Annotated in this window: 16 protein-coding genes; 8 read left to right on the top strand and 8 right to left on the bottom strand. The window is 72.2% G+C overall.

The window, feature by feature from the left end:
• Position 1 precedes the first annotated feature (1 nt).
• From ACQSSQ_RS15145 to ACQSSQ_RS15115, 7 genes are all read left to right on the top strand, one after another.
• A complete protein-coding gene (locus ACQSSQ_RS15145; RefSeq protein WP_431327913.1) occupies positions 2–931 on the top strand; it encodes an alpha/beta fold hydrolase in 930 nt (309 codons plus the stop codon).
• Between the two features lie 185 nt (positions 932–1,116).
• Complete coding sequence (locus ACQSSQ_RS15140) at positions 1,117–2,328, top strand: acetyl-CoA C-acetyltransferase (protein WP_431327912.1); 1,212 nt, start codon at positions 1,117–1,119, stop codon at positions 2,326–2,328.
• A 39-nt stretch (positions 2,329–2,367) separates the two neighbouring features.
• A complete protein-coding gene (locus tag ACQSSQ_RS15135) occupies positions 2,368–4,572 on the top strand; it encodes a 3-hydroxyacyl-CoA dehydrogenase NAD-binding domain-containing protein (protein WP_431327911.1) in 2,205 nt (734 codons plus the stop codon).
• 126 nt (positions 4,573–4,698) lie between these two features.
• The gene (locus ACQSSQ_RS15130; protein WP_431327910.1) at positions 4,699–5,376 is read left to right on the top strand and encodes a GntR family transcriptional regulator; all 678 of its coding nucleotides are present in this window, start codon (positions 4,699–4,701) and stop codon (positions 5,374–5,376) included.
• The gene (locus ACQSSQ_RS15125; RefSeq protein ID WP_431327909.1) at positions 5,373–6,692 is read left to right on the top strand and encodes an ankyrin repeat domain-containing protein; all 1,320 of its coding nucleotides are present in this window, start codon (positions 5,373–5,375) and stop codon (positions 6,690–6,692) included. Before ACQSSQ_RS15130 ends, ACQSSQ_RS15125 begins: the two co-directional genes overlap by 4 nt.
• 53 nt (positions 6,693–6,745) lie before the next feature.
• Entirely contained in the window at positions 6,746–8,170 is a 1,425-nt protein-coding gene (locus ACQSSQ_RS15120; RefSeq protein WP_431327908.1) for an amino acid permease, read from the top strand.
• Positions 8,167–9,051 carry a universal stress protein gene (locus tag ACQSSQ_RS15115; protein ID WP_431327907.1) on the top strand — a complete coding sequence of 295 codons (885 nt, stop codon included), beginning with the start codon at positions 8,167–8,169 and terminating at the stop codon, positions 9,049–9,051. The genes ACQSSQ_RS15120 and ACQSSQ_RS15115 overlap by 4 nt, the downstream gene beginning before the upstream one ends.
• Before the next feature lie 151 nt (positions 9,052–9,202).
• On the opposite strand, the gene ACQSSQ_RS15110 is transcribed toward ACQSSQ_RS15115, so the two are convergent.
• Genes ACQSSQ_RS15110 through ACQSSQ_RS15095 form a run of 4 tightly spaced genes read right to left on the bottom strand, consistent with a single transcriptional unit; the run spans position 9,203 to position 14,158 of the window.
• A complete protein-coding gene (locus ACQSSQ_RS15110; protein WP_431327906.1) occupies positions 9,203–10,729 on the bottom strand; it encodes a carboxyl transferase domain-containing protein in 1,527 nt (508 codons plus the stop codon).
• Positions 10,726–11,901 carry a CaiB/BaiF CoA transferase family protein gene (locus tag ACQSSQ_RS15105; protein ID WP_431327905.1) on the bottom strand — a complete coding sequence of 392 codons (1,176 nt, stop codon included), beginning with the start codon at positions 11,899–11,901 and terminating at the stop codon, positions 10,726–10,728. Before ACQSSQ_RS15105 ends, ACQSSQ_RS15110 begins: the two co-directional genes overlap by 4 nt.
• Positions 11,902–11,958: 57 nt before the next feature.
• Positions 11,959–12,765 carry a class I SAM-dependent methyltransferase gene (locus ACQSSQ_RS15100; RefSeq protein ID WP_431327904.1) on the bottom strand — a complete coding sequence of 269 codons (807 nt, stop codon included), beginning with the start codon at positions 12,763–12,765 and terminating at the stop codon, positions 11,959–11,961.
• Positions 12,766–12,796: 31 nt separating this feature from the next.
• On the bottom strand, positions 12,797–14,158 hold the full coding sequence (locus ACQSSQ_RS15095; RefSeq protein ID WP_431327903.1) for an SLC13 family permease: 1,362 nt from the start codon (positions 14,156–14,158) through the stop codon (positions 12,797–12,799).
• Between the two features lie 99 nt (positions 14,159–14,257).
• Between ACQSSQ_RS15095 and ACQSSQ_RS15090 the strand changes: the two genes are divergently transcribed.
• Positions 14,258–14,923, top strand: a complete 666-nt coding sequence (locus ACQSSQ_RS15090) for a FadR/GntR family transcriptional regulator (RefSeq protein WP_431327902.1) — start codon at positions 14,258–14,260, stop codon at positions 14,921–14,923.
• A gap of 55 nt (positions 14,924–14,978) precedes the next feature.
• Here ACQSSQ_RS15090 and ACQSSQ_RS15085 read toward each other — a convergent pair whose 3' ends face one another.
• From ACQSSQ_RS15085 to ACQSSQ_RS15070, 4 genes are read right to left on the bottom strand one after another with little or no spacing between them, the layout of a single operon-like run.
• Positions 14,979–16,019: a LacI family DNA-binding transcriptional regulator gene (locus ACQSSQ_RS15085; protein ID WP_431327901.1), complete on the bottom strand. Its 1,041-nt coding sequence runs from the start codon at positions 16,017–16,019 to the stop codon at positions 14,979–14,981.
• Positions 16,016–17,440: a GH1 family beta-glucosidase gene (locus ACQSSQ_RS15080; protein ID WP_431327900.1), complete on the bottom strand. Its 1,425-nt coding sequence runs from the start codon at positions 17,438–17,440 to the stop codon at positions 16,016–16,018. The genes ACQSSQ_RS15085 and ACQSSQ_RS15080 overlap by 4 nt, the downstream gene beginning before the upstream one ends.
• A complete protein-coding gene (locus tag ACQSSQ_RS15075) occupies positions 17,437–18,342 on the bottom strand; it encodes a carbohydrate ABC transporter permease (protein WP_431327899.1) in 906 nt (301 codons plus the stop codon). Before ACQSSQ_RS15075 ends, ACQSSQ_RS15080 begins: the two co-directional genes overlap by 4 nt.
• Before the next feature lie 10 nt (positions 18,343–18,352).
• The gene (locus tag ACQSSQ_RS15070) at positions 18,353–19,264 is read right to left on the bottom strand and encodes a carbohydrate ABC transporter permease (protein WP_431327898.1); all 912 of its coding nucleotides are present in this window, start codon (positions 19,262–19,264) and stop codon (positions 18,353–18,355) included.

Here is a 19,264-nt window from a genome sequence, read left to right as displayed (position 1 = left end):
CATGCCCGCTTCACCCCGCAGCGCCACGTCGGGCAGCAGGGTGTCGGCCACCACCGCCGTACCCGCCTGGTTCTCCGAGGCGCTCGCCACGCCGTACCAGCGCCACGACCTCGAGGTCGAGGGCGCGCGCATCGCGTACCGGACGTGGGGCAAGGTCGGGGACCCGGTCGTCGTGCTGGTGCACGGCGGGGCCGCGCACGCCGGCTGGTGGGACCACGTCGCGCCGTTCCTCGCGACCTCGCACCGCGTGGTCGCGCTGGACCTCTCGGGACACGGCGACTCCGACTGGCGGCGGGCGTACGACCTCTCGCTCTTCGCGCGCGAGGTGGTCGCGGTCGCCGAGGCGGAGACGGTGGGCGGGACCGGGCCCGCCGAGATGATGCCTGCCGTGATCGGGCACAGCATGGGCGGCTTCGTCACCCTCACCGCCGCGCGCGAGCACGGGGCGCGGCTCTCCGGCGCCTGCGCGATCGACTCGCCGGTCCAGCAGATGTCGCCCGAGACGCGGGCGTGGAAGGAGTCCGGGCGGCACGTCCCCGGCAACAAGGTCTACCCCAGCTGGGAGGCGGTCGTGGGCCGCTTCCGCACCCTGCCGCCGGACGACGCCTCGCTCCCGTACGTGCGCGAGCACGTCGCCGCCGCGTCGGTGCACGAGGTCGAGGGCGGGTGGACCTGGAAGTTCGACCCGCACGTGTTCCTCAGTGCGCAGATGGAGCCCGACGACGTCGCGGAGACCGACTGCCCGACGGCGTTGGTGCGCGGGGAGCGCGGGATGGCGACCACCGACATCACGACGACGGTGGCCGCGCGGCTCGGCGGCCACGTCCCGGTCACGGTGATCCCGGACGCCGGGCACCACATCATGCTCGACCAGCCGGTCGCCCTGATCTCGGCGCTCCAGGCACTGGTCGGGGAGTGGTTCCGCCGCTGAGGCGTACGCCCCTGGCTGGCGCGGGAGGCCGGGTGACACCGTGACAGTGGTGCTGTCATAGTGGTGTGAGTATCATTGACACAGTCGTTACTCGTAAGTAACTTCTTTCGGGCGGTTCCCGCTGGGGACAGCCACCGCCCGTGAACGGTTATTTAGCCGGGTCGTCAACGAATCGAAGGACCGCCATGACTGAGGCATTCATCTACGACGCGATCCGCACCCCCCGCGGGCGCGGCAAGAAGACCGGATCCCTGCACGAGGTGAAGCCCATCAGCCTCGTGACCGGGCTCCTCGAGGAGGTCCAGAAGCGCAACCCGACGCTGGACCCGGCGCAGGTCGAGGACGTCGTCCTGGGCTGCGTGACGCCGATCGGCGACCAGGGTGCCGACATCGCCAAGACCGCCGCGCTCGCCGCCGGTCTCCCCGACACCGTCGCCGGTGTCCAGCTCAACCGCTTCTGCGCGTCGGGCCTCGAGGCTGTCAACCAGGCCGCCCAGCGCGTCCGCTCCGGCTGGGAGGACCTGATCCTCGCCGGCGGCGTCGAGTCGATGAGCCGCGTCCCGATGGCGGCCGACGGCGGCGCCTGGGCGATGGACCCGGCCACCGCGTTCGCCACCGACTTCGTCCCGCAGGGCATCGGTGCCGACCTGATCGCGACCATCGAGGGCTTCAGTCGCACCGACGTCGACACCTACGCCGCCGAGTCGCAGGCGCGTGCCGCCAAGGCGATCGCCAACGGCTACTTCGCGAAGTCGGTCATCCCGGTCCAGGACGTCAACGGCCTCACGATCCTCGACCACGACGAGTTCGTGCGTCCCGGCACGACCGCCGAGTCGCTGTCCTCGCTGGCGCCGTCGTTCGAGGCGATCGGCAACTTCGGCGGGTTCGACGCCGTCGCGCTCGAGAAGTACACGCAGGTCGAGAGGATCAACCACGTCCACCACGCCGGCAACAGCTCCGGCATCGTCGACGGCGCCGCTATCGTCGTGATCGGCAACGAGGAGGCCGGCAAGCGCAACGGGCTCACCCCGCGCGCCCGGATCCTCGCCACCGCCGTCTCGGGCTCCGAGCCGACGATCATGCTCACCGGCCCGGCGCCGGCGACCCGCAAGGCCCTGGCCAAGGCCGGGCTCGAGGCGAGCGACATCGACCTGTACGAGATGAACGAGGCGTTCGCCGCGGTCGTGCTCCGCTTCATGAAGGACATGTCCGTCCCGCACGACATCGTCAACGTCAACGGCGGCGCGATCGCGCTCGGCCACCCCCTCGGCGCCACCGGCGCGATGATCCTCGGCACCGTCGTCGACGAGCTCGAGCGTCGCGACCAGCGCTACGGCGTCGCCACGCTGTGCGTCGGCGGCGGCATGGGCATCGCCACCGTCGTCGAGCGTCTCTGACCTCGCCCACCGACTCACATCTCAACGGAGCAGATCCCCATGACTGAGAACACTGCGACCTCGGCGGTCGAGGCCGTTCGCTACGAGCGCGGCGAGGACGGCATCGTCACCCTGGTGCTCGACGACCCGACCCAGAGCGCCAACACGATGAACGAGGCCTACCAGGCGTCGATGGCCACGGCCGTCGAGCGGCTGGTCGCCGAGAAGGACGACATCACGGGTGTCGTCGTCACCAGCGCCAAGAGCACCTTCTTCGCCGGCGGCGACCTCAAGCTGATGACCCAGATGACCCCGGCCGACGCGCCGGTGGTCTTCGAGAACGTCGAGGCGATGAAGGCGACGCTGCGCCGGCTCGAGACGCTCGGCAAGCCGGTCGTCGCCGCGATCAACGGCGCCGCCCTCGGTGGCGGCCTCGAGATCGCGCTCGCGACGCACCACCGCGTCGCCGTCGACGGCCGCTACGAGATCGGCCTGCCCGAGGTCACCCTCGGCCTCCTCCCGGCCGGTGGCGGCGTCACCCGCACCGTCCGGATGTTCGGCCTGCAGAAGGCCCTCATGGAGGTCCTCCTCCAGGGCCCGCGCATGAAGCCGGCGGTCGCGCTCGACAAGGGCCTGATCGACCACGTCGTCGCGACCCAGGAGGAGCTCGTCCCCGCCGCCAAGGCGTGGATCGAGGCCCACAAGGACGACGCCGAGGCGTTCACGCAGCCGTGGGACAAGAAGGGCTACCGGATGCCCGGCGGCACCCCGTCGTCCCCGAAGCTCGCGCAGTTCCTCCCGGCGTTCCCGTCCAACCTGCGCAAGCAGACCAAGGGTGCGCCCTACAAGGCGCCGCGCAACATCATGTCCGCGGCCGTCGAGGGTGCGCAGGTCGACTTCGACACCGCCTCGCGGATCGAGTCGCGCTACTTCATCGACCTGGTCACGGGTCAGCAGTTCAAGAACATGACGCAGGCGTTCTTCTTCGACCTCGGCGCCATCAACGCGGGCGGATCGCGCCCGGCGGGTGTCCCGAAGTCCAAGGCCAGCAAGCTGGCCGTCCTCGGCGCGGGCATGATGGGCGCCGGCATCGCGTACGTCTCGGCCCGTGCGGGCATCGAGGTCGTGCTCAAGGACGTCTCGCTCGAGGCGGCCGAGCGCGGCAAGGCCTACAGCACCACGCTCCTCGACAAGCAGGTCGAGAAGGGGCGTCTGACCCCGGAGAAGCGCGACGAGGTGCTCGCGCGCATCCACCCGACCGCCGACTACGGCGACCTCGAGGGCGTCGACTTCGTGGTCGAGGCCGTCTTCGAGTCCGTCGATCTCAAGAAGCAGGTCTTCGCCGACCTCGAGAAGGTCGTCAACGCCGACGCGCTGCTCGGTTCGAACACCTCGACGCTGCCGATCACCACCCTCGCCGAGGGCGTGTCGCGGCCGGAGGACTTCGTCGGAGTCCACTTCTTCAGCCCGGTCGACAAGATGCCGCTCGTGGAGCTCATCGTCGGGGAGAAGACGTCGGACGAGGCGCTCGCGCGTGCACTCGACTACGTGCAGCAGATCAAGAAGACGCCGATCGTCGTCAACGACAGCCGCGGCTTCTTCACCAGCCGCGTCATCGGCACCTTCGTCAACGAGGGTCTGGCGATGCTCGCCGAGGGCGTCCACCCGGTCACGATCGAGCGGGCGACCACCCAGGCGGGCTTCCCGGCGCCGGTGCTCCAGCTGTCGGACGAGCTCAACCTCGAGCTCATGACGAAGATCCGCAACGAGACAAAGGCCGCCGTCGAGGCGACGGGCGCGACGTACGTGCCGCACCCGGCCGAGGCCGTCATCGACACGATGATCGCCGAGGGCCGCTCGGGTCGCCTCAAGGGCGCGGGCTTCTACGACTACGCCGACGGCAAGCGCACCGGCCTGTGGGCGGGGCTCCAGTCGACGTTCCCGACCTCGGAGTCGCAGCCGCCGCTGGCCGACCTGAAGGAGCGGCTCACGTTCATCATGAGCCTCGAGACGGTGAAGTGCTTCGACGAGGGTGTCCTGCGCACCGTCGCCGACGCCAACATCGGCTCGATCTTCGGCATCGGGTTCCCGGCGCAGGAGGGTGGCGTCATCCAGTACATCAACGGCTACGAGTCCGCTGCGGGCGAGATCGGCGTCCAGGCGTTCGTCGAGCGCGCGCAGGAGCTGGCCAAGGTGTACGGCGAGCGCTTCAACCCGCCGGCATCGCTGCTCGAGAAGGCTGCGAAGGGCGAGACCTACGCCTGATCTCGCAGGCGAGGCCTGACGACAGCTCAGGGCCCCGGGACCGCACGGTCCCGGGGCCCTCGTGCGTCCGGCGGCGCCCGGCCAGCCGCAGAGTCACGGTTTGGCCGTTTGGTATACCGTTTCGTCATGACCGCCGAACCCTTCCGTCCGCTGCGTGACGACGTCCGTACGGCCATCCGCGAGCGCATCGTCAACGGCGACTACGCACCGGGGACCCGCCTGGTCGAGCGCACCATCGCCGGGGACCTCGGGGTGTCGCGCGTCCCCGTCCGGGAGGCGCTGCACTCGCTGGTCCGCGAGGGGTTCGCCGTCGACCGCGCGACGCGGGGCATCGCCGTCCGGCGGTACGACGCCGCGCAGATCGCCGAGCTCGCCCAGGTGGGCGGCGCACTCGAGGCGGTCCTCGTCCGCCGGCTCGCGACCTCGACACGACCCTCCGACCTGGACCCGGTGCGCACGGTCCTCGACGAGGCGGCCGACGCACTGCGCCGCGACGACCACGACGCCGCTGTCTCCACCAACGCCCGCTTCCACGAGGCGCTCGTCGCGGTGGGCCGCGGCAGCATCGTCAGCGAGGTGCTCGACGGGCTCACCGAGCGTCGCCGCTGGCTGCTGCGCCAGCACACCGATCCCGCGGTGGTGCAGCGCGAGCACGCGGAGCTGTACGACGCGCTCGCCGCCGCGGACGTCGAGCGGGCCGTCGCGCTGATCGAGGCCCACGCCCGTGAGTCGGTGGTGCGGGCCGTGTCCGCGGTGGACCAGGGCGACGCGGAGGACCAGGGCGACGCGGAGGACACGCGATGACGCGCACCTTCGCCGGGCTCGTCGCCGCCCTCGCAGTGGTCCTCAGCGGCTGCTCCGCCGCCGGGCCCGACGCCGGGTCCGACGCTGAGCGGTCGGCGAGCCGCTCGCCCGCCACCACCGCCGTACCCGCTCCGACGACGCCGCCGTCGCCGAGCCCGACCGCTACCGCGACCACGGAGGACCCGTTCGTGAACCTTTCCCAGGACGAGCTCGACGCCCGCCTGCTCGCCGCCGCGTGGAAGAACGACGTGGCCGCCGCCCGGCGGCTGATCGACGCGGGTGCGGACGTGAACGCCAAGGACGACACCGTCCAGAGCGCGTACCTCGTCGCGACCAGCGAGGGCTACCTGCGGCTTCTCGACCTGACGCTGCGCCACGGGGCCGACGTCGCGAGCCTCGACTCGTACCGCGGCACCGGTCTCATCCGTGCGGCCGAGCGTGGTCACGCCGCCGTCGTCGGGAGGCTGGTGCAGGAGGACATCGCGCTCGACCACGTCAACCGGCTCGGATGGGTGGCGCTGCACGAGGCGCTGATCTTCGCGAAGGCCGAGCGTGCGGACGACTACGTCGACACCGTACGCGTGCTGGTCGCCGCCGGCGCCGACGTGACCGTCCCGTCGCGCAAGGACGGGGTGACGCCGCTCGCGCACGCCCGCTCCGCCGGGCTCGACGCGCAGGCAGGGCTGCTGCGCAGGGCGGCCGCGGCCGAGCGGGTGACCAGGGCCGAGGCCGACGCGCGCCTGCTCCGTGCAGCCGAGCGCGGCGACCCCGACGGCGTGGCCCTCGCCCTGCGCGCGGGAGCCGACCTCGAGGCGCGCAACGCCGACCGCCAGACCGCCCTCCTGCTCGCGGCGGCCCACGACCGGACCGCCGTCGCGCGGCTCCTCGTCGCCCTCGGCGCCGACCCGGACGCCCTCGACGGCCGCCACGACACGCCGTGGTTGGTGACCGGTGTGACGGGAAGCGTCGAGATGCTCGAGATCCTCCTCCCGGCCGGTCCGGACCTCACGATCAAGAACCGCTTCGGCGGGCTCTCGCCGATCCCGGCGTCCGAGCGGGGGCACGTCGACTACGTACGCCGCGTCGTCCGCACCGACGTCGACCTCGACCACGTCAACGACCTCGGGTGGACGGCGCTGCTCGAGGCGGTGATCCTCGGCGACGGCTCGCGGCCGTACCAGCAGATCGTCCGCACGCTCGTCGACGCCGGGGTCGACACGTCGATCGCCGACCACGACGGTCGTACGGCGCTGGAGCACGCGCGCTCGCGCGGCTTCGACGCGATCGCCCGCACGCTGGAGGCTGCCGCCCGCTGACAGCGGACGCCGTCCGGGTTGCGGAGGCGCGCAGGGCGTGCGTTTGATCGAACATGGCCGACTCGTTCACCTCGCAGATCTTCCGGCGCATGCCGGTAGGTCGGCAGCCGCACACCGAGGAGGGCCTCAAGCGCACGATCGGGCTGGTCCAGCTCGTGGGCTTCGGGGTGGGCGCGACGGTCGGCACCGGCATCTTCTTCGTGCTGACGACGGCCGTACCCGACGCCGGGCCGGCCGTCGTCGTCTCGTTCGTGATCGCGGCGGTCACGGCCGGGCTGACCGCACTCTGCTACGCCGAGCTCGCGGGGAGCGTGCCCGTCTCCGGCTCGTCGTACTCGTACGCCTACGCGACGCTCGGCGAGGTCGTCGCGATGATCGTCGCGGCCTGCCTGCTGCTGGAGTACGGGGTGTCGGCGTCTGCGGTCGCCGTCGGCTGGTCGGAGTACCTCAACCAGCTGCTCGACAACCTCTTCGGCGTGCAGATCCCGCACGACCTGTCGTACGCGCCGGAGGCCGGCGGCATCGTCAACCTGCCGGCGATGATCTTGGTCGCGCTGTGCGCGCTGCTGCTGATCCGGGGCGCGAGCGAGTCGGCGGTCGTCAACACGGTCATGGTCGCGATCAAGGTCGGCGTCCTCGTGCTGTTCGTCGTGATCGCTGCCACCGGCTGGAACACCGACAACCTCGCCGACTTCGCGCCGTTCGGCCTGGCCGGGATCCAGGCGGCGTCGGCGACGATCTTCTTCTCCTACATCGGGCTCGACGCGGTGTCGACCGCCGGGGACGAGGTGAAGGACCCGGCGCGCACCATGCCGCGGGCGATCATCCTGTCGCTGATCATCGTCTCGACGCTGTACGTCGCGGTGGCGCTCACCGCGGTCGCGGCCCAGCCCTGGGAGGACTTCGAGGGGCAGCAGGCCGGGCTCGCCCAGATCCTCGAGAACGTCACCGGGTCCACGTGGCCGAGCACGGTCCTCGCGGCGGGCGCCGTCGTCTCGATCTTCAGCATCACGCTCGTGGTGCTGTACGGGCAGACGCGCATCCTCTTCACGATGGGGCGCGACCGGATGCTGCCGCCGATCTTCGCGCGGGTGAACCCGCGGACCCTGACACCGGTCCCGAACACGATCATCGTCGCCACCGTGGTCGCGCTCATCGCCGGCTTCGTGCCGCTGGAGTGGCTGCTGGACACGGTGAGCATCGGGACGCTGGTGGCGTTCATGGTGGTCGCCGCGGGCGTCATCATCCTGCGTCGTCGCGCGCCGGACCTCGAGCGCAGCTTCAAGGTGCCGCTCTACCCGGTGCTGCCGCTGCTGTCGATCGCCGCCTGCATCTACGTGATCACCGGGCTCGAGCTCGTGACGTGGCTGGTGTTCCTCGCGTGGGTGGCGGTCGCACTGGCGTTCTACTTCTCGTACGGGTTCAAGCACTCGACGCTGCGGCGCCCGACGGGCGAGGACGAGGCGGTCGTGCCGTGACGGTGCTGGTGGGGATCGGCCCCGACGGGCGCGGAGCGAACGCGGTGCACCTCGCGGGCCGTGTGGCGGTGTCGACGGGGGAGGACCTCGTGCTCTGCTGCGTGGTCGCGGACGCCTGGGGACGGGGTTCCCCGGCGGCGGGCGCCGACGCGGACTGGCGGCGGCACCTCGAGTCCATGGCGCAGGAGGCGGTGGTCGGGGCGCGCGAGAGCCTGCCGCCCGCGGTGGACGCGAGCGTCGTCTTCCGCGCGGCCCGCTCCACCCCGCGGGCGCTGGTCGAGGAGGCCGAGCGGGTCGGGGCCACGATGCTCGTGATCGGGTCGGCCGGTGACGCCCGGATGGGCCACGTCGCCCTCGGCAGCGTCGCGAACTGGCTGCTCCACCGTTCTCCCGTCCCGGTGCTGATCGCGCCGCGCGCCTTCTGGTCGGAGTGGAGCGACCGGGTCGAGCGGCTCGTGCTCGCGGTCGACACGGACGAAGGCGTCGACTCCGCGGTCGCCGAGACGTCCGCCCTCGCGAAGCGCGCGCAGGTCGGTGTCGCGGTGGTCACCTTCGGCGTACGACGTCTGCCGGCGTTCCCGGACGGCGGCGGGCGCCGCGCCGACGACGACGTCTTCCAGGCCTGGTTGGAGCGCATCGACGCCGTCCACGACCGCGCCGCCGACCGGCTGGCGCGCGACGGCGTCGAGGTCACCGAGCGCATCGTCGCGGTCGGCGACTCGTGGCGCGGAGCGGTCGACAAGGTGCACTGGCTCGAGGGCGACCTGCTCGTGCTGGGGTCGAGCCGGGAAGGCCCGCTGCGGCGGATCTTCCTCGGCTCGAACGCCCCGCGGATCATGTCGCAGGTGCCGGTGTCGGTCGTGACGCTGCCCCGACGCTGAGCCCCCCCGCCCCCGCATCCCGCCCCGCCCCGCATCCCGCCCCCCGCATCCCGCCCCGCGATTTGACGCGTTGTCCACCTTTCCGGGTGCGGAATCGGTGGATAAGGCGTCAAATCGCGGGGGCGGGGGCGGGGGCGGGTGCGGGTGCAGGTCAGGCGCGGCCGCTCAGGCCGTGGCGGAACCGGGCGCGACGGGCGGCGCGGCGCGTCCCGTCGTCGGCGGCCCACAGCGTGGCGAGCTCCTCCTCGACCACCGCAGCGACCCGGCGGCAGAACGCCTCGGGCTCCTCCGCGGCGTCCGGCACCTCGGCGACGACCCGGTCGACCACGCCTTCGTCGGTCAGCGCCGCCGCGCCGACGCCCTGCGCACGCGCCATCTCGGCCGCGCGGTCGGGCGTCCGGTGCACGATCGCGCTCGCGCCCTCCGGCGGCAGCGGCGACAACCACGCATGCTGAGCGGCCACGACCCGGTCGGCCGGCAGCAGCGCGAGGGCGCCACCGCCGGTCCCCTGGCCGAGCAGCACGGTCAGCGTCGGGACCGGGAGCGTCACCATATCGGCGAGCGAGCGGGCGATCTCGCCGGCGAGGCCGCCCTGCTCCGCGTCCACCGACAGCGCCGCGCCGGGCGTGTCGATCACGCTGACGAGCGGGAGCCCGAGCTCGGCGGCGAGCCGCATCCCGCGCCGCGCCTCACGCAGAGCGTCGGGCCCGAGCGGGCGTACCGTCGTCTGCTCGCGGCGGTCCTGGCCGAGCAGCACCGCCGGCGCGTCGCCGAAGCGGACGAGGGCGAGGACCAGACCGTGCCCCGCCTCGCCCTGCCCGGTGCCGTTGAGCGGGACGACGTCCTCGGCACCGTTGCGGAGCAGTGCGCGGACGCCGGGACGCTCGTCGCGACGCGACGCCTGCACCGCCTCCCACGCGTCCGCCGGGGGAGCAGGCGTCTCCTCGTCCGCGGCGGGATCGGGGAACTCCGGCGGCACCGCGGCGACCTCGCGTCCGGGCCGCGGCGACTGCAGCACACGAAGCGCGCGGTCGACGATGTCGGCGAGCTCCTCCGGCGGCAGGACCGCGTCGACGATCCCGTGCGCGTACAGGTTCTCCGCCGTCTGGACGCCCTCGGGGAACGCCTCCCCGTACAGCGCCTCGTAGACCCGTGGTCCGAGGAACCCGAGCAGCGCGCCCGGCTCCGCGACCGTGATGTGGCCGAGGGACCCCCACGACGCCATCACGCCGCCCGTCGTCGGGTTGCGGAGGTAGACGAGGTAGGGGAGGCCCGCGTCCTTGTGCGCGCAGATCGCGGCGGTGATCTGCACCATCCGGACGAACGCCGGCGTGCCCTCCTGCATGCGGGTGCCGCCGGAGACCGGCGCCGCGAGCAGCGGAAGGCGCTCGGCCGTCGCACGCTCGACCGCGACCGTGAGGCGCTCGGCCGCGTCCACGCCGATCGACCCGGCGAGAAACCCGAACTCCCCGACCAGGACGGCGACCCGGCGACCCCGGATCGTGCCCTCCCCGGTCAGGACGGCCTCGTCGGTGCCCGCACGCTCCTCGGCGCGGGCCAGGTCGGCCGCGTACGCCTCGTCGACCGCGCCGCGAACGACCGGGGCGTCCCACGAGCGGAACGAGCCGGGGTCGAGGACGAGGTCGATCAGCGCGCGGGCGCCGAGACGTCGGCTCATGAGGGCGCCTCGTCGGCCTCGCGGGCGTCCAGCCACGCCGCGACGGATGCGTTGTGCTGCCCGAGGCGCGGGGGCGCGAGGTGCTTCTCCCGCGCACCGGCGTACGCGTTGTCGTCGAGGCGCAGCGTCGGCCCGGGCAGCTGCACGGAGCCGAGGCTCTCGTGCTCGACGTCGATGAGCAAACCCTGCGAGACCGTCTGGTCCCACGTGTAGACGTCGTCGAGCGTGCGCACCTTGCCGGCGGGGACGCCCGCGTCGGCCAGCTTCGCCAGCCAGACCTCGGCGCCCTCGGACGCGAACCGCTCCTCGATCAGCGCGGTCAGCTCCTCGCGGCGGCGGACGCGGTCGGGGTTCGTCGCGTACGGCGCCGCGGCCGGGTCGAGCCCGATCAGCGGGGCGAACCGCGCCCACAGCCCCTCGCTGCCCACCGCGATCTGCACCGGCGAGTCGGCGGTGCGGAAGAGGCCGTACGGCGCGATCGACGGGTGGTGGTTGCCCATACCGCGCGGGACCTCGCCCGCGACCGTCCAGCGCGTGCCCTGGAACGCGTGCACTCCGACGATGCTGGCGAGGAGGCTCGTGCGCACCACGCGGCCGCGGCCGGTCGTGTTCCGCTCGTGCAGCGCGGCGACGACCCCGTACGCGGCGTTCATGCCGGCGAGCAGGTCGCCGATCGGGACACCGACCTTCGTGGGCTCCTCGGGCGACGGCCCGGTGATGCTCATCAGCCCGGCCTCGCCCTGCGCGATCTGGTCGTACCCGGCGCGTCCGCCCTCGGGACCGTCGTGCCCGAAGCCGGTGATCGAGCAGATCACGAGGCGCGGGTTGAGCTCGTGGAGGCGCTCCTCGGAGAAGCCGAGGCGGGTGAGGACGCCGGGACGGAAGTTCTCCAGCAGGACGTCGGCCTGCCGCACGAGCCGGGTCAGGAGCTCCTTGCCCTCGTCGCTCTTGAGGTCGGCGGTGACCGACTCCTTGTTGCGGTTGCACGAGAGGAAGTAGGTCGACTCCTCGTCGCCCGGCTCGCCCACGAACGGCGGGCCCCAGCCACGGGTGTCGTCGCCGGTCGGCGACTCCACCTTGATGACGCGGGCGCCGAGGTCGCCGAGCATCATCGCGGCGTGCGGGCCGGCGAGGGCACGGGTGAGGTCGAGGACGACGATGTCGGACAGCATGCGGTGCTCCTGGTCTCGCGGATAGGGCGGGTACGGCGGTGGCCGCGGGTCGTCGGGTCAGGGACGGTGGGCGACGGTGAGCTCCCACGTCTGGGTGAACCAGACACCATCCTCGCGCTGCTCCGCGCGAAAGCCGGTGGGGGTGCCTCCGGCGAGCTCGTCGGCGAAGGCCGCGCGGACGCGTGCGGCCCGTTCGGGAGGGGTGACGGCCTGCTCGAGCCAGGGTTCGAGCGGTCGCGTGTAGGTGCGCTGCTCGGTCCGGTCCACCGCGGCCCCGAGCTCCCGCAGGACCTCCGCGGCCTCGCCGAGGACCGGCGCGCGCAGGTGGGAGTCGTCGCGCCAGGTCTCGATCGCGTCCTGCCGCGCCGCGGTCGCGGGCTCGCGGGAGGTAGCGAGGTCGTGGACGACGATGCGGCCGCCGGGTCGGCACGCGTCGACCAGTGCGCGGAGGAGGGCACGAGGATCCGGGACGTGGTGCAGGGAGAAGCGGGTGACCGCGACGTCGATGCTCGCGGGCGGCACGACGGGCGTGGTCGCGTCGCCGAGCACGAAGGCGACGTTGTCGAGACCGGCTGCGTCGGCCGCGGAGCGTCCCTGCGCGACCATGGCCGGCGTCGCGTCGACGCAGATGACGTCGGCGACGTACGGGGCGAGCGCGCGCCCGACCAGACCCGTTCCGGCCGCGAGGTCGAGGCAGCGGTCGGTGGTACGGGGTGCGGCCGCCTCGACGATCCAGTCGAGCGCGGAGGTGAACGCGGCGTTGAGCGACGGCTCCTCGAAGGTCGTCGCCTGGGCGGTGAAGGACGCCCGGAGGCGGGCGGCGTGGTCGCCGCCCGCCTCGCGGGAGTGGTCGGATCCGGTCACGGGGTCGCCCTGCGCATCGGGTCGGGTCGCGTCACGCGCTCGGCAGGACGAGGACCGCCCAGGTGACGATCGGAGCCACGACGACGATCGACATGCCCCACTGCATGAGGCGCTTGAACACCATCTCGCGGTCGGACTCGTCGGAGTTCGCGACGATCAGCGCGCCGTTGGTCGAGAAGGGGCTGCAGTCGACCACCGAGCTCGAGATCGCGAGCGCGGTGATGAGTCCGATCGCGCTGACCTGGTCGGTGAGCAGGAACGGGACGGCGAGCGGGATGAGCGCGCCGATGATGCCGGTGGTGGAGGCGAAGGCGGACACGACGGCGCCGATGAAGCAGATCAGCAGAGCAGCGACGAGCGGTGCGCCCACGTCGGCGACGCGGTCGCCGAGCCAGGTGACGACGCCGTGGTTCTGCAGGAGGTTCACGTAGGTGACGATGCCGCCCACGAGGAGGATCGTGCCCCAGCTGATCTTCTCGACGGCGCCGCGTGCCGACGGCGGGAAGAGCAGCGTCAGCACGACGGCCACGGTCAGCGCCGTGAAGCCGACGTCCAGGTCGAACGCCAGCGCGCCGATGATCAGCGCGACCAGGCCGAGCAGCGTCGTGGAGCGCTCGAGGTTGAGGCGGGTGTCGTCGTCGCCGGTCGCGTCGGGCCCGTCGGCGCGGCCGAGGCCGTGCTCGACGACGGCGCCGGGCGTGCCCGACACCCCGCCGCGCGTCGCCTGGGCGCTGACGGCGTCGGCGGTCGCGCCGATCTCGGCGAGGGCGCGCTCGTCCTTGCCGCGCTGGATCAGCTCGCGGCCGCCGAAGACGACGTAGGTGATCGCGGCGACGACGAACGCGGCGAACAGGGCGGCGAAGAAGAGGATCGTCGGGCTGCCGTCGAGGTCGTTGGAGTCGACGACGCCGTTGGTGATGCTGCCGAAGATGCCGATCGGCGAGAAGCTGCCGCCGGTCGCGCCCTGGACGACCATCATGCCCATCATCACGGGGTGGATCCGGTAGCGGTGCGCGAAGCCCATCGCGACCGGCGCGACGATCGCGACCGCGGCGGGGCTGACCGCACCGATGCCGGTGACGATGGCGCAGACGAAGAACATCGCCCACGGGACGAGCGCGACGCGTCCTCGTACGGCCCGGACCGCGCCGTGGACGATCCAGTCGACGGTGCCGTTGTTCTTCGCCAGCGCGAAGAGGTAGGTGACGCCGACCAGGATGACGAAGAGGTCGCCCGGGAAGCCGGCGATGATCGCGTCCGTGTCGTCGCCGAACACGCTCAGGCCGACGATGAACGCGGCGACCAGTGCCAGCGCGCCCATGTTGATGCTGCGGACGGTCGCGATCAGGAAGACCAGCGCGAGCGCCGCCAGCGCGATGATTTCGGTGGACACGGGGTCCCCTCCCAGGTGAGCTTCGTCATGTGGTCCAGGCCACAGGTTCAGTGGCCTAGCCTCTGGTCCAGTGGCCCAAATGTCAAGTACGCTCCCTCCATGAGCAAGGCGGACGGCCGCAACGGGCCCGGCCCGGTGGCGCGGCCACGGTTGTACGAGCACCTTGCCCAGCACATCTCGGACTTCATCGAGGCGCAGGGTCTGGTGGCCGGTGACCGGCTCCCTCCGGAGCGACAGCTCGCCCGCGATCTCGGGGTCAGTCGGGCGACGCTGGCGCAGGCCCTCGCTGCCCTGGAGATTCAGGGCAGGGTCGAGGTCCGCCACGGCGTCGGGGCGCTCGTGCGGCAGGCGCCGACCGGCGCCCAGGACCTGTCCGGGCGGATCGCGGCGCACCCGCTCGCGGAGGTCGCCGCGGCCCGTGAGGCGGTGATGACGGGCATCGCGCGAGCCGCTGCCGGGCATCCGCAGAAGGCGATGCGGATCGCGATGCTCGCCGACGACGGCACCGTGCCGACGTTCGACGAGGTGTGGCGGTGCGTCCGCAAGCTGGCCGGCAACAGCCTGCTCGGGGAGCTCGAGGACCTGCTCGCGGTGCAGTGCCCCGACCCGCAGGAGTCGCCGCGCCTGCGTGCACGTCTCGACGACCTCGCGGCGGCGGTGGTCCGCGGTGACGCCGACGCTGCGGCGCACGCGTGCATCGGCCTTCTCTCCGAAGGCGCGGCTCCCGCCCCGCGTGACCCGTCGGACGAGGCGTTCACGGCCTGAGGCGAGCTCGCGGGTGACCGCCCTCGAGCCGGACGTCGGCGAGTGATCCTGCCGGTCAGGAGGAGCCGCGGAGCACGAGGCTCGTGGGCAGCACGACGCTGCGCGCCTCCGGCGCGTCGGGGTCGGCGAGATAGGCGAGCAGCATCTCCGCCATCTCGCTGCCCAGCCGCTCGACCGGCTGGTTGACCGTCGTGAGCGGCGGGTCGCTCACCGCCGCCATCGGCGAGTCGTCGAACCCGACCACCGCGACCGACTCCGGCACGGGGCGGCCCGCCTCGCGCAGCGCACGGAGCGCCCCGAGCGCCATCGGGTCCGACGCCACGAACGCGGCGTCGAGGTCCGGGCGCTCGGCGAGCAGCCGGCGCATCTCCTGCCAGCCGCCGAGCTCGGTGAAGTCACCGGTCCGGACCAGGCCCGGGTCGTACGCGACCCCGGCCGCGGCGAGCGCCTCCCGATAGCCCTGGAGCCGGTCGCGTCCGGCCTGCATGTCCGGCGGACCCGCGATGGTGGCGACCGTCCGGCGGCCCCGCTCGAGGAGGTGAGCCACGGCGGCGCGTGCCCCGCCGACGTTGTCGACGTCCACCCAGCTCTCGCCCCCGTCGCTCGGCGGGCGGCCGCCGTACACCATCGTGAGCCCCCGCTCGCGCAGCCGCTGCGGGAGGTCGTCGCCCTCGTGCTGCGAGAGCAGGAGCGCACCGTCGACGTGCTGCGGGCTCAGGTAGGTCGCCGGCTCGTCGCGTCGCTCGCTGGGCCCGTGGACGAGCACGAGCACCAGCTGGCGGTCGCGCTCGTCCATCACCCGCGAGATGCCCCGCACGACGCCCGCGAAGAAGGGCTCGCTGAACAGCCGCTCCTCCGGCTCGGAGATCACCAGCGCGATCGCCCCGGTGCGGCGGGTCACGAGCGAGCGTGCGGCCTGGTTGGGGACGTAGCCCAGCTCGGCGACCGCCTTCATCACCGCGTCGCGCGTCTGCGGAGCGACCGACGGCGACCCGTTGATCACGCGCGACGCCGTCCCGCGTCCGACGCCGGCGAGCGCTGCGACCTGCTCGAGCGTCGGGCGCTTCGGCGTACCGTCCGCCCGACCACCCGTCATGCGCCCAGTATCCCGCCCCCGTGGCCCATCCCGCTGCGGTGCGCGTCCAGAAGGTTGGCGTACCAGCGTGCGCTGGCCTTCGGGGTACGCCGCTGCGTCGCGTAGTCGACGTGCACCAGGCCAAAGCGCTTCTCGTAGCCGTACGCCCACTCGAAGTTGTCCATCAGCGACCACGCGAAGTAGCCCCGCACGTCGACCCCGTCGGCGATCAGCCGCCCGGCCGCGTCGAGGTGGTCGCGCAGGTACGCCAGCCGCTCGGCGTCGTGCACGGTGCCGTCGTCCTCGACCACGTCGACGTACGCCGACCCGTTCTCGGTGAGGAAGATCGGGACGGCGGGGTACTCGTCGTGCACCCTCCGCACCACGTCGTACAGGCCCTCGGGGTCGACCTCCCACCCCATCGCCGTGACCGGCAGGCCGCGCGAGAGGAAGTCGACGCCCGACGACCCCGGGTACGCGGCCGGTGCGACCACGTGGCGCGTGTAGTAGTTGATGCCGAGGAAGTCCAGCGGCGCCGCGATGATGTCGGTGTCCCCGTCGAGGACGAACTCGAGCGCGCTCGTCGACCGCACGTCCTCGACCACGTCGGTCGGGTAGCCGCGCCCGAACACCGGGTCGAGGAACCAGCGGTTGGACAGGCCGTCGATGCGGCGGACGGCGTCGTCGTACGCCGCGCGGTCCGGGCCGTCGTACGACGCGGGCACGGCCGGCGAGGTCGGGTAGAGGTTCAGCGTGATGCCGAACGGCACCGACGGCGCGGCCGCGCGGACCGACTCCGCCGCCAGCCCGTGCCCGAGCAGGAGGTGGTGCGACGCAGCGAGCGCGGCCGCACCGTCGCGGCGCCCCGGGGCGTGCGCACCGTTGCCGTAGCCGAGGAACGACGAGCACCACGGCTCGTTGAGCGTGATCAGCCCGCGCAGCCGGTCGCCGAGGGCGTCGGCGACGATCCCGGCGTACTCGGCGAAGCGGTACGCGGTGTCGCGGACCGGCCACCCGCCGGCGCGCTCGAGCTCGATGGGCAGGTCCCAGTGGTACAGCGTGGCCCACGGCGCGATGCCGTTCTCGAGCAGCGTGTCGACGAGGCGGTCGTAGAAGGCCAGTCCCGCGGCGTTGACCGGCCCGGCGCCGCCGGGCTGCACGCGGGGCCACGCGATCGAGAAGCGGTAGGCCCCCATGCCCAGGTCGCGCATCAGCGCGACGTCGGACGGCATCCGGCGGTAGTGGTCGCACGCGACCTCGCCCGTGTCGCCGTCGTGCACGCGTCCCGGCTCGGCGGAGAACACGTCCCAGATCGACGGTGTCCTGCCGTCCTCGGCGACCGCCCCTTCGATCTGGTACGCCGCCGTGGCGACGCCGAACGTGAAGCTCGGGGGGAACGCCGTGGCCAGCGTGGTGATCGGATCGGTGACGAGGTCCGTCATCCCTTGACTCCACCTTCCATGATGCCGCCGACGATGCGGCGGCCGAACAGGACGAAAACGAGGACCAGCGGCACGGTGGCGAGCAGCGTGCCCGCCATGACCAGCGCCTGGTCGGTGTAGTAGCCGCCGGACAGCCGCGACAGCGCCACCTGGACGGTCGGGTTCTCCGGGGCGAGCGTGAGGTAGGGCCACATGAAGTCGTTCCAGCGCTCCATGAAGGTGAGCAGGCCGAGCACCGCGATCGCGGGCCGCAGCGCGGGGAAGATGACCTGGAAGAAGATCCGCAGCGTCGACGCGCCGTCGACCCGGGCGGCCTCGATCATCTCGTCGGGGATCGCCTGGCTGATGTACTGGCGCATGAAGAAGACGCCGAAGCCGGTCACGAGGAACGGCAGGACGGCCGACCACAGGGTGCCGGCGAGACCGAGCCAGCCCATCAGCATGTAGAGCGGGACGAGGCCGAGCTGGACCGGCACCATCATCGTGCCGATCACCGCGAGCAGGAAGATGTTCTTGCCGCGGAAGCGCAGCTTCGCGAACGCGAACCCGGCCAGCGCCGACAGCGTCACCACGCTGATCGTGGCCACCAGCGAGACCATCAGCGAGTTGACCAGCGACTGGGCGAAGACGACGTCGGGGTTCTCGAAGACCCGCTTGACGTTGTCGTTGAGCTCGCTGCCCGGGGTGAGCGGCGGCGGGTTGGAGGTGATGTCGCTGTTGGGGCGCGAGGCCATCACGACCATGTAGTAGAGCGGTGCCGCCGACGCGAGCACGACGAACGTGAGCGTCAGGTAGGTCAGCGGCGACACGCGACGCAGGCGCGACCGCCGACGCCGGGGCGCGGGCTCCGGATCGTCGGGGATCTGCAGCACGGGCGCGGTCGAGGTCATGGGTGTGGTCATCGAGGGCTCCTCAGTCGACCGAGCGGATGCGGCGTACGAGCAGGGAGTTCACCAGCGACACCACGACGATGACCGCGAACAGGATCCACGCGACGGTCGCGGCGTAGCCGAACCGCTGACCCGTGAACGCCTGCTCGACGACGTACATCGCGCTGGTCTGGAACTGCCGCATGTCGCCACCGGTGATCGCGTTGGCGCCGGGGTTGAACAGCAGCGGCTCGGTGAAGAGCTGGATCCCGCCGATGGTCGACACCGTGACGACGAACATCAGCGTGGGGCGCAGCATCGGGATCGTGATCGACCAGAACTGCCGCGCGGACGACGCGCCGTCGAGGCGTGCGGACTCGTACAGGTCCTTCGGCACGGCCTGGAGCGCGGCGAGCAGGATGAGCGCGTTGTAACCGGTCCAGCGCCAGTCGACCATGGTCGCGATCGCGATCCAGGACGGCAGCCGCTCCTGGTTCCAGGCGATCGGCTCGACGCCGACCAGGCCGATGAGCCAGTTGACGATCCCGAAGTCGCGGGAGAACGCCATCGTGAAGATGATCCCCACGGCCGCGACCGAGGTCGCGCACGGGATGATCACGCCGACGCGCCAGAAGGTGATCGCGCGGAGGCTGGAGTTGAGGACCTGCGCGAGCCCGAGCGCGACCAGCAGCTGCGGGACGGTGGCGATCACGAAGATCGCGAACGTGTTGAGCAGGCTGTTCCAGAAGTAGTCGTCGCTGAGGAGCTCGCTGTAGTTGGCGAAGCCCACCCAGCCCTCGTTGCCGCCGAGCAGGCTCCAGTCGTGCAGCGAGACCCAGAGCGTGTAGCCGAGGGGAAAGAGCCCGAAGACACCGAAGAGCAGGAAGAACGGGGCGATGAACAGGTACGGCGCGCCGTGGATGTCGATCCGGGCGAGCCGGTCACGCAGGTGCAT

Source organism: Mumia spirodelae (assembly GCF_050632745.1).
In the GTDB taxonomy this organism is placed as follows: Bacteria; Actinomycetota; Actinomycetes; order Propionibacteriales; family Nocardioidaceae; genus Mumia.
This window is presented reverse-complemented; position numbering and strand designations above follow the sequence as displayed.

Coding starts and splice junctions, on each gene's coding strand:
- ACQSSQ_RS15145 (WP_431327913.1), top strand. CDS start 2: ATGCCCGCTTCACCCCGCAGCGCCACGTCGGGCAGCAGGGTGTCGGCC.
- ACQSSQ_RS15125 (WP_431327909.1), top strand. CDS start 5,373: ATGACGCGCACCTTCGCCGGGCTCGTCGCCGCCCTCGCAGTGGTCCTC.
- ACQSSQ_RS15080 (WP_431327900.1), bottom strand. CDS start 17,440: ATGACGGACCTCGTCACCGATCCGATCACCACGCTGGCCACGGCGTTC.
- ACQSSQ_RS15130 (WP_431327910.1), top strand. CDS start 4,699: ATGACCGCCGAACCCTTCCGTCCGCTGCGTGACGACGTCCGTACGGCC.
- ACQSSQ_RS15070 (WP_431327898.1), bottom strand. CDS start 19,264: ATGCACCTGCGTGACCGGCTCGCCCGGATCGACATCCACGGCGCGCCG.
- ACQSSQ_RS15085 (WP_431327901.1), bottom strand. CDS start 16,019: ATGACGGGTGGTCGGGCGGACGGTACGCCGAAGCGCCCGACGCTCGAG.
- ACQSSQ_RS15135 (WP_431327911.1), top strand. CDS start 2,368: ATGACTGAGAACACTGCGACCTCGGCGGTCGAGGCCGTTCGCTACGAG.
- ACQSSQ_RS15120 (WP_431327908.1), top strand. CDS start 6,746: ATGGCCGACTCGTTCACCTCGCAGATCTTCCGGCGCATGCCGGTAGGT.
- ACQSSQ_RS15075 (WP_431327899.1), bottom strand. CDS start 18,342: ATGACCACACCCATGACCTCGACCGCGCCCGTGCTGCAGATCCCCGAC.
- ACQSSQ_RS15110 (WP_431327906.1), bottom strand. CDS start 10,729: ATGAGCCGACGTCTCGGCGCCCGCGCGCTGATCGACCTCGTCCTCGAC.
- ACQSSQ_RS15140 (WP_431327912.1), top strand. CDS start 1,117: ATGACTGAGGCATTCATCTACGACGCGATCCGCACCCCCCGCGGGCGC.
- ACQSSQ_RS15105 (WP_431327905.1), bottom strand. CDS start 11,901: ATGCTGTCCGACATCGTCGTCCTCGACCTCACCCGTGCCCTCGCCGGC.
- ACQSSQ_RS15090 (WP_431327902.1), top strand. CDS start 14,258: ATGAGCAAGGCGGACGGCCGCAACGGGCCCGGCCCGGTGGCGCGGCCA.